The 13,196-nt window shown below is 61.6% G+C and carries 15 protein-coding genes; 2 read left to right on the forward strand and 13 right to left on the reverse strand.

The window, feature by feature from the left end; translation table 11 throughout:
• Together NH195_RS16250 and NH195_RS16255 are read right to left on the reverse strand one after the other, a co-directional pair.
• Window positions 1-522 carry a TRAP transporter small permease gene (locus NH195_RS16250; RefSeq protein ID WP_066709283.1) on the reverse strand — a complete coding sequence of 174 codons (522 nt, stop codon included), beginning with the start codon at window positions 520-522 and terminating at the stop codon, window positions 1-3.
• Entirely contained in the window at window positions 519-1,553 is a 1,035-nt protein-coding gene (locus tag NH195_RS16255) for a TRAP transporter substrate-binding protein (RefSeq protein WP_066709285.1), read from the reverse strand. The genes NH195_RS16250 and NH195_RS16255 overlap by 4 nt, the downstream gene beginning before the upstream one ends.
• 118 nt (window positions 1,554-1,671) lie before the next feature.
• Between NH195_RS16255 and NH195_RS16260 the strand changes: the two genes are divergently transcribed.
• A complete protein-coding gene (locus NH195_RS16260; RefSeq protein ID WP_238379786.1) occupies window positions 1,672-2,160 on the forward strand; it encodes a MarR family winged helix-turn-helix transcriptional regulator in 489 nt (162 codons plus the stop codon).
• A 17-nt stretch (window positions 2,161-2,177) separates the two neighbouring features.
• Here NH195_RS16260 and NH195_RS16265 read toward each other — a convergent pair whose 3' ends face one another.
• The 8 genes from NH195_RS16265 to NH195_RS16300 are packed head-to-tail and all read right to left on the reverse strand — an operon-like array spanning window position 2,178 to window position 8,943.
• The gene (locus NH195_RS16265) at window positions 2,178-2,681 is read right to left on the reverse strand and encodes a flavin reductase (protein WP_066709288.1); all 504 of its coding nucleotides are present in this window, start codon (window positions 2,679-2,681) and stop codon (window positions 2,178-2,180) included.
• 12 nt (window positions 2,682-2,693) lie between these two features.
• Window positions 2,694-3,656 carry a PDR/VanB family oxidoreductase gene (locus tag NH195_RS16270; RefSeq protein ID WP_066709291.1) on the reverse strand — a complete coding sequence of 321 codons (963 nt, stop codon included), beginning with the start codon at window positions 3,654-3,656 and terminating at the stop codon, window positions 2,694-2,696.
• Between the two features lie 2 nt (window positions 3,657-3,658).
• On the reverse strand, window positions 3,659-4,417 hold the full coding sequence (locus NH195_RS16275; protein ID WP_238379788.1) for an SDR family NAD(P)-dependent oxidoreductase: 759 nt from the start codon (window positions 4,415-4,417) through the stop codon (window positions 3,659-3,661).
• Between the two features lie 2 nt (window positions 4,418-4,419).
• Window positions 4,420-4,914: an aromatic-ring-hydroxylating dioxygenase subunit beta gene (locus NH195_RS16280; RefSeq protein WP_066709297.1), complete on the reverse strand. Its 495-nt coding sequence runs from the start codon at window positions 4,912-4,914 to the stop codon at window positions 4,420-4,422.
• On the reverse strand, window positions 4,911-6,188 hold the full coding sequence (locus NH195_RS16285; RefSeq protein ID WP_066709300.1) for an aromatic ring-hydroxylating oxygenase subunit alpha: 1,278 nt from the start codon (window positions 6,186-6,188) through the stop codon (window positions 4,911-4,913). Before NH195_RS16285 ends, NH195_RS16280 begins: the two co-directional genes overlap by 4 nt.
• 23 nt (window positions 6,189-6,211) lie before the next feature.
• Entirely contained in the window at window positions 6,212-6,574 is a 363-nt protein-coding gene (locus NH195_RS16290) for a hypothetical protein (protein WP_066709303.1), read from the reverse strand.
• 57 nt (window positions 6,575-6,631) lie between these two features.
• Entirely contained in the window at window positions 6,632-7,783 is a 1,152-nt protein-coding gene (locus NH195_RS16295; RefSeq protein WP_066709306.1) for an acyl-CoA dehydrogenase family protein, read from the reverse strand.
• On the reverse strand, window positions 7,780-8,943 hold the full coding sequence (locus NH195_RS16300) for an amidase (RefSeq protein WP_066709308.1): 1,164 nt from the start codon (window positions 8,941-8,943) through the stop codon (window positions 7,780-7,782). The genes NH195_RS16295 and NH195_RS16300 overlap by 4 nt, the downstream gene beginning before the upstream one ends.
• 242 nt (window positions 8,944-9,185) lie before the next feature.
• Here NH195_RS16300 and NH195_RS16305 point away from each other — a divergent pair, with 242 nt between their 5' ends.
• On the forward strand, window positions 9,186-9,758 hold the full coding sequence (locus NH195_RS16305; protein ID WP_066709312.1) for a nuclear transport factor 2 family protein: 573 nt from the start codon (window positions 9,186-9,188) through the stop codon (window positions 9,756-9,758).
• A gap of 73 nt (window positions 9,759-9,831) precedes the next feature.
• Here the strand turns inward: NH195_RS16305 and NH195_RS16310 are convergent, their stop codons facing one another.
• From NH195_RS16310 to NH195_RS16320, 3 genes are read right to left on the reverse strand one after another with little or no spacing between them, the layout of a single operon-like run.
• Window positions 9,832-11,157 carry a TRAP transporter large permease gene (locus NH195_RS16310; RefSeq protein WP_066709315.1) on the reverse strand — a complete coding sequence of 442 codons (1,326 nt, stop codon included), beginning with the start codon at window positions 11,155-11,157 and terminating at the stop codon, window positions 9,832-9,834.
• A 6-nt stretch (window positions 11,158-11,163) separates the two neighbouring features.
• A complete protein-coding gene (locus NH195_RS16315) occupies window positions 11,164-11,676 on the reverse strand; it encodes a TRAP transporter small permease subunit (RefSeq protein WP_066709478.1) in 513 nt (170 codons plus the stop codon).
• A 41-nt stretch (window positions 11,677-11,717) separates the two neighbouring features.
• On the reverse strand, window positions 11,718-12,773 hold the full coding sequence (locus NH195_RS16320) for a TRAP transporter substrate-binding protein (protein ID WP_238379787.1): 1,056 nt from the start codon (window positions 12,771-12,773) through the stop codon (window positions 11,718-11,720).
• Between the last annotated feature and the right edge of the window lie 423 nt (window positions 12,774-13,196).

Genomic DNA, 13,196 nt, shown 5'->3' on the forward strand with positions numbered 1-13,196 from the left:
TCAGTTTTTACCTCTCATCGGGTAGAAGATTTCGGCGAACATGATCACCGCGGAGACGATGCAGAGCATCGCCGAAAAATAGCCGATCGGCGCGATCGGCAGCTCCAGGGTTGCCGTGGTGCCGCCATAGCCCGCGACCTGCGACGCGGTCACCCAGAGCCGCCAGGCGATCATCACCTGCACGCCAACGGAGAGCAAAAGCACGATGGGGCGGCGGATCTTGTCGATGGCCAGCGGCAGCCGGTCGGTGATCAGATCGACAGTGACATGTTCCCGGTCCAGCGTCGCCGCCGGAAGCCCGAGAAAGATCAGCGCCGCGAGCATCAGCTCGGTCAGCTCGGTCGCGCCCTTCACCGGGCTGTTGAGCAGGTAGCGGCCCAGTACATCGACCACCGTCAGCCCCATCATCGCGATCAGCAACACCGCACAGGCCACGGCGATCACGCCGTGAATGGGTCGGGCTGCCTTGGGAGGCAGCCCTTGTTCATGCGGTCCGGCAATATTTTCGGACAGGTTGATCATTCTTCGGCCTCGATCTTGGCAATCTCGTCGAACAACATGTCATAGGCCGCCTGCCCGTCAATCCCCGTTTCGCTCACCTTGGCGATCTGGCTGGCCACAATCGGTGCCAGACGGTCGCGCAGCACTTCGATTTCCTCGGGCGTGGCGGCCTTGAGCGCGATCTTGCCCTCCATGGAGGCGCGGCCCTCGGCATCGACCTTGTCCCACATCTCGCCCGCGCGGCGCGCAAAGGCCTCGCCCAGAAGCGGCTCGATCAGGGCCTGATCCTCGGGCGAAATCGAATTCCATTTCGCCTCGTTCATCACCACGAACATCGCGGTGTTATAAAGCCCGCCCGGCACGGTGTAGCCGTAATCAAGAATGTCGTTGAGGTTGAAGAAGTTGACGGATTCGAACGGGAAGAAAATCCCGTCCGCCACGCCCTGGGACAAAAGCTCATAGGCTTTCGAGGACGGTCCCTCGACCGGCACGGCGCCCAGATCGGTGGCAATCGAATGCGCCAGAGCCGAGCCGATGCGGATTTTCTGACCGGAGATGTCTTCGGGCGTCTCGATCGGTTTGGTCGAGAAAATCTCCCCCGGACCATGGGTGAAAAGGGTCAGAACCTTCACGCCCTCATATTCGCCTGCGTCCTTGAGCAGCGCCTCATGCACGCGCCAGAAGGCCACGGAAGTTGCGACCGAACTGTCGGACATGAAAGGCATTTCCGCGATCATCGGCGTCTTGAACCGGCCGGGCGTGTAGCCATGCACGGAATAGGCAATGTCGGCCACGCCGTTTTTCGCAAGATCGAACGCGGCGGGCGGCGGCCCCAAGGGGGCGGGCAGCATGTTGATCTTCACCCGGCCTTCGGTGACGCGTTCGATGTCGGCCATCCACGGCACGAAGAGCTCGGAGACCTGCGGATGAGTCGGCGGCAGCCAGCTGTTCATCGTCAAGACCGTGTCGGCCTGCGCAATCCCGGTGTAGAGTGCGATGGATGCCGCCACTGAGGTGACCCGCGTGGCGATCTTTTTGAGTTTCACGTTCATTTTCACATTCCCTATTGGTGAGTGATGATGGTAAGACGCCCGTTACCGGACTTTATTATTGTTCAAACCCGCTGTTTGGACGGCCCGTGCGCCGTACAGCGTATGACAGAGGCCATGTATGACCCCGCCGACCGATCCGATGCCTTCCTCTCTGACCGATGACTCGCGAGACACGGAACATTTCCGTGACACATGGCCCTATTTCTGGATCGACCGCGCCAATGCCTATTACATGCGCGCGCTCGACAAGCGGCTCAAACCGCTGGGCATCGACACGCCGCGCTGGCGCGTGCTGATGTCGCTCTATGAGCAGGATTACATGTCGGTCTCCGAGATCGCCGAGTTTTCCACGCTCAAGCTCAACACCACGACCAAGATCGTTCAGCGCATGGTCGCCGCAGGTCTGGTCGAGACCCGGGTGCGCCCGACCGATGGCCGGGTGACCGAGGTCTGCCTGACCGGGAAAGGCGACGATCTGCGCGCCAAGGCGCTCGGCGAGGTCAACCGCATCCGCGACGAAAGCTTTTACAACACCTCGCCCGCCGAACTTCAGACGCTCAACGAAATCCTCGCGAAGATCTCGAAAGATCTCGCCCGGATGATCTGAGGCGCAGCACACCCGCATCACTGCGACCCCGTCACAAGGTGATGGTAGTCGCGGCTGAACCAGACCAGCCCGTGTCGGGTCTCATCCGACAGGCGCACCGCCTCGACCTGACAGAAGAACACGGAATGCGTGCCCTCTTCCTGACGGCCCGTGATCCGGCAATCGAAGGCGACATTGGCGTCCGACAAAAGCGGCGCGCCGGTCGCCTCCGTCAGCCAGTCGCCATAGGAAAACCGGTCGACGCCCGCGACATAGCGCGCGAAATGGCCAGAGAGATCCTGATGCTCGGCGGCCAGAACATTGACCGCCAGCACACCGTTTTCCACGAATTTATCGTGCGCATAGGCGCTTTTGTTGATGCAGACCAGAAGCGTCGGCGGCTGATCCGTCACCGAACAGACCGCCGAGGCCACAAGCCCGTGCCGACCCGCCGGCCCGTCGGTGGTGATCAGGTTCACCGCCGCACCGAGCCGGCTCATGCCTTCGCGAAAATCGCGCTGGGTTTCCGTCAGTTCCGTCATGGTCCTCATGGCTCAGATATCCAACACCAGTTTCGGCCCCTTGGCCCGCGAACAGCAGGCACAGATCACGTCACCGTCCTCGCGCTCCTCTTCGGTGAGGAACTGATCGCGGTGGTCGATCTCGCCCGCCAGCACATCGGTCAGGCAGGTGCCGCAGACGCCCTCTTCGCATTTCACCTCGATCTTGATGCCTTCGCGCGCCAGAGCTTTCGCAATGGTGTCGTCGGAACCCACGGTGATGGTCACGCCCGATTGTGCGCATTCGACCTCGAAGCTGTCGCCCGTGAGTTCCACATCCGCCGAGAAATATTCGCGGTGGACATTGGCCGTCGCATGACCGGCGGCTTCGGCGGTGTCGATCACCCAGTCCATGAACCCTTGCGGACCGCAGACATAGAGATGGGTGGCGGCATTCGGCGCAGGAAGATCGCGTTTGAGATCAAGCTTTTGCGCCGCGTCCATATCGTCGAAGTGGAACACCACCTTGTCGGCAAAGCCGCAACCTTTCAGCTCGTCCATGAAAGCGGTCACGCCTTCGGAGCGGGTGCAGTAATGCAGGGTGAAGTCTTTGCCCAAGGCATGGAGCCGCTTGGCCATCGCGATCATCGGCGTAATCCCGATGCCGCCGCCCAAGAGCACGGTGGTCTCGGCGCTCTCCTCCAGCGGGAAGTGATTGCGCGGGCCTTCGACGGTGAAGACCGCGCCCTCGACAGCCGTCTCATGCACCTTGACGGAACCGCCCCGGCTTTGCGGGTCTTTCAAGACGCCGATCTCGTAAAACCCGGTCTCCGCCGGATCGGAGCAAAGCGAATATTGCCGCCACATGTCGAGATCCGGCAGGTAGAGATCGAGATGCGCCCCCGCCTCATAGGGCAGGATCGCGCCGCCGGCCTCCGGGGCAAACCGGATTCGGGCGATGTCACCCTTGTCGTCGATCCGGGCGATGACTTTGAGGTTTTGTGCGTTATCGGTCATCACTATCTCACATAAAGCCCGCCGTTGACGTCCCAGCAGGCGCCGTTGACAAAGGCCGCCTCGGGACTGGCAAGCATCACCACCATCTGCGCCACGAACTCGGGATCGCCGAGACGCTGCACCGGAATATTGGCAATCGCCGCCTCGATCTTGTCGCCCAGAACGCCCCGGACCATCGGCGTGTCCATCGGACCCGGCGCAATGGCGTTGCAGGTGATCCCAAACGGAGCGAGATCGCGGGCAAACACTTTGGTCAGGGTCAGGATCGCACCTTTCGAGGCGGCATAATGCGCGCCCGTCGCCGTGCCGCCATTCTGCCCCGCCAAAGAGGCCATATTGACGATCCGGCCATAGCCGCGGTCCTTGAAGTGGCGCGCAAAGATCTGGCTGCCGGCAAAGGTGCCGCCCGCGTTCGTGGCCATGATGTCATTGAACGTGGCTGGGTCGATCTCCATCAGCGGCTGCGCCATGGTGCGCGCGGCGTTGTTCACCAACACCTCGACGGAGCCGTAGCGCTCGATGCATTTATCGAGCACGCTTTGGAAATCCGCGGGCTTGGAGACGTCCAGCGTGGCGGTGATCGCGGTCTCGCCCGCAAGGTCCAGTTCGGAGGCGAGAGCTTGCGCCTCCTCGCCGGGATTTATGTCGGCGATCACCACGCGGTAGCCCGCCTTGTGCAGCGCCCGCACGACGGAGGCGCCAAAGCCGCGCGCCCCGCCCGTGACAACAGCGGTTTGGATTTTCTCAGGCAAAGGGGCCACCATCAGAACAAATAGCTGAACGAATTCAGCATCCCATCGGAGTTGAGAAGACGGATCACCTTTTGCTGGAGCTTGAACCCGCCCTCGGTGACTTTGAGGATATATTCGACATTGCCCGCCCAGATGCGCTGGCGGCCGAATTTGTCCTCGACCAGATGTTCGGCACAGGAGACGGTGATCAGATCGCCCTCCGCGGCCTCGATCCGGAACCGCGACAGGGTGCGCACGGTTTGCGCGGGTGGCGCGGAGGAAATCGAGAACCCGGCATGAAACCGACCGACCCGGTCACGCCGCATCTTGGCGTTGTCGTAACACAGGTTGACGGAATTCTTGAAATCCACCGTGTCGCCGATGGGCATGATGTACAGCCCGTCGTCGGTCCACAGATCGAGCCAGTCGTCATATTCCTTCAGGTCGAGCATGGCGCTCTCGGCCCAGATGAAGGCCGTGACATCGGCCAGCATGGATTTGGTGTCGATTTTGCTCATCTCGGTCATTGCGCCATCATCCTTTTCCACATTTTGTAAGCGGCACGCATGCCGGTTTCGGCGGAGATATGGCCGCGCGGGCCGAACTCGCCCGGCTCCTCGTCGACCATGCCCCGGTTCACGAGGATCTTGAGATCCGGGCCACCCTTGGTGCCGCGCTGGATGCGTTCCCAGACCTCGGCATCGTCGGGAGAGCCAAAGCCCATCGGTCCCTGGAAATGTTCATGCAGACGGATGCGCGCCTGGTTCGCGGCCTCCGGGCCGCCGTCCATGCCGATGGCGATGTGACGGATGTCGGTCTGCTCCACGTTGATCGGGGTCAGCACGCGGAAGAAGGCGAGCGAGAAGGACACGTTCGGGAAGAGGTTGAGGTTGAACCCCGCCCCGCTCACTGCGCGGACGATTTTCTTGACCTGATCTTCCGGGTAACCCTCATCGCGCAGCTCCTGCGCCAGATCGGCAAAGCGTTCCGGGATCGGCGCATCGAGGTTCTCGTCGAGATCGACCAGTTCGGGGATCATGGTCATGACAGAGTGACCGTTGCCCAGATCTTCGACATAGCCGACGCCCTTGTCGAGGAAGTCGAACATCTCTTCGGTCGCGCCGTCGAGCGTCTGCATGAAGCTCTTGTGCACGATCGGGAAGTGATAGGCATCGGTGGTGTTCTCAAGCTGGACTTTCCAGTTCATCGGCACGGAGAACTGATGTTCGCCCAGCACCTTCACCGGGAAACCGCCGCCCTGTTTCATGAACAGGTCGATATATTTGCGCACGCCCTCGCCGAGGAAATCCTCAAGCGGTTCGATGTCTTCCTTGAAGGTCGCGAACACCATGCCGTTATAGGCCTCGGTGCGCAGTTTCACGAGACCGTGCTGGGATTTGTCGAAATCGTCGCCGTATTGCTCCGGATAAGGCAGCGCACGCAGCGAACCGTCGAGGCCATAGCCCCAGCCGTGATAGGGGCACTGGAAGGAAGACGTCTTGCCCTTCTTCACTTCGCAGACGGTGGCGGCGCGGTGGCGGCAGCGGTTGACCATGCAATGGATCTTGCCCTTGCGGTCACGCACCACGATCACCGGCTCAAGGCCGACCTGCGACAGCTTGAAAGAGCCCTTGTCAGGGAATTCGCTTTCATGCGCGACCCAGACCCAGGTGTTCTTAAAGATCTTCTCCATCTCTTCATTGAAGAGCTCGGGATCTTCGTACATTTCGGTGGCGACCTTGGCGTTCTTCTCGTCGTAGAGCGCGTCGAGATCGCTGAATTTCGGCATATCGAGAGACATGTCGTCCTCCTTACGTTGCGGACTTAAAGCTGCGGGATTTCGAGAGCACGGCCCATGCGCGCCTCGACGGTCATGTATTTCCAAAGGCGATCGTTGCCCTCACCCACCACGATGGTGCGCAGAAGGTTACAGGCGGCCATGACATCCTCGCGGGTCGGGAAATCGGCCATGATGTACCAGGTGTAGGGAAAGCCCACGGAGGCGCCGACAAAGGTCTGGTCGTCGTCGAAAGTGCCGACGATCTCGACCCCTTCCATCTGGTCGATCTTGAACATCAGCTCTTGGGTGGCTTTCCAGACCGGCCCGATCTGGTCAAACGGCAGGCTGAAAAACGCGGCGTGGTTGTTGAAGCACAACAGGGTGCGGATCGGTTTCTGGTCGCTCATGTCTCTGGTCCTCTCTGAAGGAAAATCTTTGCAATATGTCTGGGAACTGCGCAGGCGTTAAGGGTAACCCGGCATGGTCGGCTGATCGAAGAACCCGGCCCCGGCGGCGGTCCATGTCCCCTCGCCCATGAAGGCGTGCTGCGCCACGCAGGCGGCATCCACCATGCAGCGGCCAAGCGTGTGACCCGTCGCCATCACGCCGGAACCGCCGATGACAAAGGCCATGCGCGCGGCTTCGGCGCCGTCGCGGGCCGCCTTGCTGGCCACGAGGCGCAGGCGGATTTTCATGTCCGGGCTGACCTCTCCGGTGGTTTTCAACTCGTCCCAACCGGCCTCGATCGTATCGTAGAACGCCGCGCGGGCACCCATCAGAAGGCCCTGCGCACGCGCGAATTCCGCCTGCACATAGGGCCGCGCGCCGGGGTTCGGCGCACCGGTGATCGAGGCGCGCTGACGGGCATCCTCGACGAGGAAATCCAAGGCCTCGCGCGCCGCCCCCAAGGCCACGACGGCCAGAACCTGCGCCGCGAGCGCCATCGCCGGAAAACGGAAGATCGCATCGTCCAAAAGCGGTTTGCCGCCCCGGATGAAGGTCCATTCGGGCGCAACCACCACACCCTCGGCCACAGCGTCATGCGATCCGGTCGCCGACAGGCCGATGGTGTTCCATGTCTCGTCCACCGCCACCTTGTCGCGCGGCATGACGGCCACGCGCGGCAGCGGCGTGTCATCGCCCTCGACCTTGATCCCCATGCCGACGATGGAAGACCCCATGATGCCCGAGCACCACGGCCAGCGGCCCGACACTTTGAACCCGCCCGCGACCTTCTCGGCCTTTTGCGGCGGGAACATCGCCCCCGCGAACACCGTGTCCGGGTCCTTGCCGTAAATCGCCGCGTAAGTTTCGGGCGGAAGCGCCGCGAGATAGGTGGCGGACACCCCGAAGGACGCCACCCAGCCGGTGGAGGCGTCAGCGGCGGAAATATCCTCGATCAGGCGGCAGAAATCGGCGGGGCTCAGCTCGTCGCCGCCAAAACGCGCCGGGACAAAGGCGCGATAGGCGCCGATCTGTTGCAGCTTTTTCACCATGTCGAGCGGCACATGCCGCAGTGTGGTGAATTCGGCCCGGCGTGCCCGGATCTCATCCAGCACGGAGACATAGGCGGCCGTGTCGGCCTGTTCAAAAGCCAGTTTCGAAAGATAGGTCATTGGTTACGGTCCTTTGACTGAAACAGCGGGATGCAGGACGTGATCCAGCGCGCAACGGCGCAGAGCTTGGCGTCCTCGCCCTTGCGTCCGATGATCTGCAACCCGATGGGCAGACCGGCGTTCGAACGTGCAGGCAGTGTGATGGCGGGATGGCCCGAAAGGTTGAACGGGCGCTGAAAACGGGTGAGCGAGAGGACATTCTGCGGGTCCTGAGCCTCGGCAAGCGTCGGCGGCACGGTCGGCAGCGAGGGCGTGACCAGGGCGTCATAACGCTCCAGAAGCGCGTCCACCTCGGCGGTGAAGCGGGTGCGGACCGCTTCGGCCTCAGCACGCTGCGCGTCCGTGATTTTCCGGGCATTCCTGAGCCGTGCAGCGATGTCCAGCCCGAAGGGCGCGCCCTGATCCAGCATCGGCCCGAAGTCCTGCGCCATTTCATGCGACATCACCACCATGCCCGCGTCGAAAGCCGCCTCGAACGAAGGCAGGATGTCGTAAGGCATGTCCGGATAGGCGTCCATCAGCGCGTAAACCAGCGGATCGCCCACCTCGGCGTCTACTCCTTCGGATTTGATCCGGCCCAGTTTCGGCGCATGGAGCAGCTTTTCCGGCACGAATGTCGGGTCGATCGCCGTCATGCCGCGCACCAGCATGTCCATGTCCCGCGCCAGAATGCCCGGACAATCGAGCGAACTGTGCACGGGTGTCAGCCCCTTGCGGCTCACCCGGCCATAGGTCGGTTTGATCCCGATCACGCCACAGCAGGTGGCGGGCTGGCGCACCGAGCCGCCGGTATCGGTACCCACGGCGAAATCGCAAAGCCCCTCGGCCACGGCCACGGCAGAGCCGGAAGACGAGCCGCCGGGAATGCGATCCGGACAGAGCGGATTGACCGGCGTGCCGGTGAAACCGTTGACCCCGGTCATGCCGAAGGCGATCTCATGCATATTGGCCTTGCCGATGATCCTGCATCCCGCCTCCAGCAGGGCGTCGACCAGATCGGCGTTTCGTGCGGCGGGCGGCTGCGATGCGAAAGCCCGCGAGCCACAGCCCGTGACGGTGCCTTCGACATCAATACAATCCTTGACGACCACGGTCGGACCGCCCCCGCCAAGGGACAGCTCTCCGACCAGCGTCGCGGCGCTGGGAGTCTGTGCGTTCATCTTCTTTCCCTGTTGCGGGTCTTGGCCGTTCTTGCGGCTCTTTACGGTAACTTTCACGCAAAAAGACGACAGGTCAAGTGAAAAATGAAATAAATCCTTTACCCAAACATTCTCATTTCGTAAAAAACATTTACAGTAATTTTACCGCTTTAAATCCTGGCACACTCTCCCACCAAAGATCAAAAAACAGGCAGGGCGTGTCTTGACCACAGGGAGCGCGAGTCGCGCAAGAAAGGACAGAGATGTCACAAGACACCACGCACACGATAGAAACCCTCACCCGCCGCATCGAGAATCTCGAAGCCGCAAACGAAATCCGCAACGTCCAGATGCGCTACATGTTCCTCTGCGACACGCCGCTGCCGGAATATGGCGTCAAGGACGACGCGGAACGCATCGACCTGATCATGGAGCTGTTCTCTGAGGAGGCCGTCTGGGAAGGCGTCGGCGAATATTACGACGGCCAGTTCGGTCGCGCCGAGGGCAAGGCGGCCGTGCGCAAGCATTTCGAAGGCTTCTGGGGCGGCAAGACCGATCCGGCGCTGATCCTCAACTGCCATTATGTGACCTCTGAGCAGATCCACATCGCGGACGACGGCCTCACCGCGACCGGGCAATGGGTGCATATGCAACCCTGGCTGTTCTCTGACGGCAAGGCGCTGCTGCGCTCGTCACGTTTGTTCAACGCCTTCAAGAAATGCGACGATGGTGTCTGGCGCTATACCCGCAACCGGACGGAGAACGTGTTCGTCGCGCCGCTTCCCGCGACCTGGGCGTCGGATTACCCGTCGAAATCCGTGTTGATGAAACCGTAAGCGGTTCTCAAAACACAAAAAAGGGCGCCCCTCGGCGCCCTTTTTTGTGTCTGCTGTGCGATCCCCGCCGACGTCACCAAAGCGCCAGTTTAGGAAAAACCATCGTGAGCACCAGAATGCCGATCTGCATCGCCACGAAGGGCAGGACCGAGCGGTAAATCTGGGTAATCTCCACATCCGGTACAGCATTTTTCAGATAGAACAACGCCATCCCCACCGGCGGGGTCAGGAAGGACGCTTGCAGACAGATCGCCATCAGGATCGCCACCCATGCCGGATCGTGACCCAAGGCCGTGAGCACCGGCAGAACCAGCGGCGCGACGATCAGGATGATCTCCATCCAGTCGAGGAAGAAGCCCAAGAGGAAAACGATGAACAGAATGAGGATCAGCGTCCCTGTCGGTGGCAGCGGGATCGCGTGCAGCGCGCCTTCGATCAGTTCGTCGCCGCCGTAGCCCCGCAACACGACGGAGAAACAGGACGCCCCGAAGATCAGCGCGAAGAGAAAGGCGGTGGTCAGCCCGGTGCCTTCACAGACCTCCCGGAAGTCCGCCCAACTGAGCCGCCGGGAGGCCACCGCGATCAAGGTCGCGCCCGCCGCCCCGACGCCCGAGGCCTCGGTCGGGGTCGCGATGCCGAAAACGATGGACCCCAGCACGGCAATGACCAGCAAAAGCGGCGCCACCAGCGAACCGAGCAGATCGCGCAGGATCTCCCCCGCGCCTCGCCCTGTTTCCAGCGCGCGGGCGGGCGCGCGGTCAGGGTGCAGGATGGCATAAATCACCGCATAGACCACATAGGCGACGGCCAGCAAAAGCCCGGGGATCATCGCACCACGGAACAGATCGCCCACAGGAATCTGCAACTGATCGCCCATGACGATAAGCATGATCGAGGGCGGGATGAGAATGCCGAGACAGCCGGTCGCACCGACAACGCCCAGCCCCAGCCGGTCGTCATAGCCCGCCCCGCGCATCGCCGGCATGGCGATGGTGGCGAGCAACATGACGGAGGCCCCGATGATGCCCGTCGAGGCGGCCAGCACCACGCCGATCAGCACGACGGACACCGCCATACCACCGGGCACGACGCGCAGAAGCGAATGCATCCGGGTCAACAGGCGCTCCGCCACGCCGGATTTGTCGAGCATCATCCCCATGAACACGAACATCGACATCGGGATCAGGGAATAGCTCGACAGCGTGTCGAAAATCCGGTTGGCGACAAAGCCGATCATCCGAAGAGACGCCATATCGGCATCGACCGAGAAATAATCGAGCATGGTGCCCAGAGAGGCAAAGCCCACGGCCACCCCGCCCAGCACAAAGGCGATCGGATAGCCGGAGAACATCACCACCAGAAAGGTCGAGAACAGCAGAAAAACGAAAAGAACATCCATCTCAACTCACTCCCGATACGTCTTGGGTCCGAAAAGGAACAGAAGAGATTTCAACAGGATCGCCACCCCTTGCAGGAACAGAAGCGACAACCCCGCCGCCATCACGCCCTTGATCAGGTAACGCGCCGGCAGGCCCGAGGGCATGGGAGAGCCTTCCTTAAGGTTCCAGGAATACTTGAAGATCGTCCAGGCGGAGCCGGTGACGTACCACAGAAAAGGCAGGAGCAGGAACACGACGCCGAGCACTTCGACAATCGCCCGCGCCGTGGGCGACATCCTGGCGTGAAACGCATCGACGCGGACATGCACGTCCTTCTGATAGGCCCAGGCGAGGCAGGACATCACGGCGATGGCGTTGAGATGCCATTGCAATTCCTCGAGCTGGATGAAGCCGAGGCCAAGCGCATAGCGGGAGAAGACATTGACCAGAATGGTGAGCATCAGAAGCGGCAGGAACAGGCTGCCGATGCGACCGATCCCGGCGATGAACCGTTCGGTATAGGAAATGAGTGCGGTCATGACGATGCGCGCCGGAGGCCCCTGCCCCCGGCGCATCTTTCTCAGCGGCGTTCGGACCAGGCGGCGGTCTTGGCGCGGTAGGCCTCAAGCGAGTCCCAGACCCGTTTGAAATCCGCGTCCGCGGCAACCTGTTCGGCAATCACCTCGTCAAAGGCAGTGTGCAGGCCCTCAAGCACCTCCGGCGGGAAGCTCTTGATCTCCACACCGGCCTCTTCAAACGTCGCAATCGCATCGCCATTGGCCGTGAGCGTCGAGATCACGGAGGTCAGGTTGACCGCCTTGCAGGTCTCTTCGATGAGGGTCTGCTGCGCCGGGTCGAGGCTGTCCCATTTCGCCATATTGACGATCAGCTCGTTCATCGCCGCCGGTTGGTGCCAGCCCGGCAGGTAGTAATATTTGCCGACGTCCTGAAGGCCCAGCGTGATGTCGATGGCGGGCATGGACAACTCGGTGCCGTCGATGATGCCCTTTTCCATCCCCGGATAGATCTCGCCGCCCGGCAAAAGCACGATGGACGCGCCGACCTTGGCCATGGCCTCGCCTGCGAGACCGGCAAAACGGATCTTCTTGCCCTTCAGATCGTCGAGCGAATTGATCTCGAAGTTGTACCAGCCGCCCGCCTCGCTATCCATGAGGCCGCAGGGAATGGTTTTGACGCCCTGTTTGGCGTAGATTTCAGCCCAAATCTCGGCGCCGCCACCCTCGTAGAGCCAGCCGGTGTGGGTCAGCACATCGGGGCCGAAGGGAATGCCCCCAAAGAGTTGCACCGCCGGGAAGCGACCGGCGACATAGAGCGGCGAGGTGATCCCCGCATCGAGCGAGCCCTGTTGCACCGCGTCAAAGATTTGCAGCGACGGCACCAGCTTGCCCGCGCCGTAAACCGTCACGTCGAGCGCCCCGCCCGATGCTTCGTTGAGCTTTTCGCCGAGATAGGCCGCATTGGCACCCGAAGCCGGCATAGTCAGCGGCCAGGCGCTCTGGATGTCGAGCTTGGTGCCGCCGGCAAGTGCCGGGGTCGCCATCGCCGCCGTCACAGCCAGCGCGCCGAGGGTCTTCCCGAGGCTGTTTTTCAGGGTCGTTTTCATCTGTGCAGTCATCTCACGTCTCCAGTTGGATGGGGGCCGGCACACCCTCGGACAAACACAGGACCTGCGCGGTCTTGCAGGTTTGGGACCTTGAAAGCCACCATACGGAACCGGTCGCCCCGAGACAGGAGCGGGCCGTATCCGGCAGGAGGTTTGACGGTGCGTTTGACCGGAACTTCCGGCAGTTTTACGTTATTATTACCGTAATTATTGACCGACATCCGAGACACCTGTCAAATGGTTTTCCTGAAAAATAGATGACAAGGCACATATTGCCCAAAAAACAAGCATGCCAGACTCCCACACGGAGCTCGGTGGCTCAGAGTGAAATCGTCACAGAAACCACCACTGACGCGCGGCATTTCCCGGCATCCGTCCCGTCCCCGTCAGGATAAACCCAGGTTATAGGGGCCTGATAAAGACAGGGAAATCGCA

The sequence above is a fragment of the Celeribacter ethanolicus genome, assembly GCF_001550095.1.
Taxonomy (GTDB): Bacteria; Pseudomonadota; Alphaproteobacteria; order Rhodobacterales; family Rhodobacteraceae; genus Celeribacter; species Celeribacter ethanolicus.

Coding starts and splice junctions, on each gene's coding strand:
- NH195_RS16250 (WP_066709283.1), bottom strand. CDS start 522: ATGATCAACCTGTCCGAAAATATTGCCGGACCGCATGAACAAGGGCTG.
- NH195_RS16255 (WP_066709285.1), bottom strand. CDS start 1,553: ATGAACGTGAAACTCAAAAAGATCGCCACGCGGGTCACCTCAGTGGCG.
- NH195_RS16260 (WP_238379786.1), top strand. CDS start 1,672: ATGACCCCGCCGACCGATCCGATGCCTTCCTCTCTGACCGATGACTCG.
- NH195_RS16265 (WP_066709288.1), bottom strand. CDS start 2,681: ATGACGGAACTGACGGAAACCCAGCGCGATTTTCGCGAAGGCATGAGC.
- NH195_RS16270 (WP_066709291.1), bottom strand. CDS start 3,656: ATGACCGATAACGCACAAAACCTCAAAGTCATCGCCCGGATCGACGAC.
- NH195_RS16280 (WP_066709297.1), bottom strand. CDS start 4,914: ATGACCGAGATGAGCAAAATCGACACCAAATCCATGCTGGCCGATGTC.
- NH195_RS16285 (WP_066709300.1), bottom strand. CDS start 6,188: ATGTCTCTCGATATGCCGAAATTCAGCGATCTCGACGCGCTCTACGAC.
- NH195_RS16290 (WP_066709303.1), bottom strand. CDS start 6,574: ATGAGCGACCAGAAACCGATCCGCACCCTGTTGTGCTTCAACAACCAC.
- NH195_RS16295 (WP_066709306.1), bottom strand. CDS start 7,783: ATGACCTATCTTTCGAAACTGGCTTTTGAACAGGCCGACACGGCCGCC.
- NH195_RS16300 (WP_066709308.1), bottom strand. CDS start 8,943: ATGAACGCACAGACTCCCAGCGCCGCGACGCTGGTCGGAGAGCTGTCC.
- NH195_RS16305 (WP_066709312.1), top strand. CDS start 9,186: ATGTCACAAGACACCACGCACACGATAGAAACCCTCACCCGCCGCATC.
- NH195_RS16310 (WP_066709315.1), bottom strand. CDS start 11,157: ATGGATGTTCTTTTCGTTTTTCTGCTGTTCTCGACCTTTCTGGTGGTG.
- NH195_RS16315 (WP_066709478.1), bottom strand. CDS start 11,676: ATGACCGCACTCATTTCCTATACCGAACGGTTCATCGCCGGGATCGGT.
- NH195_RS16320 (WP_238379787.1), bottom strand. CDS start 12,773: ATGACTGCACAGATGAAAACGACCCTGAAAAACAGCCTCGGGAAGACC.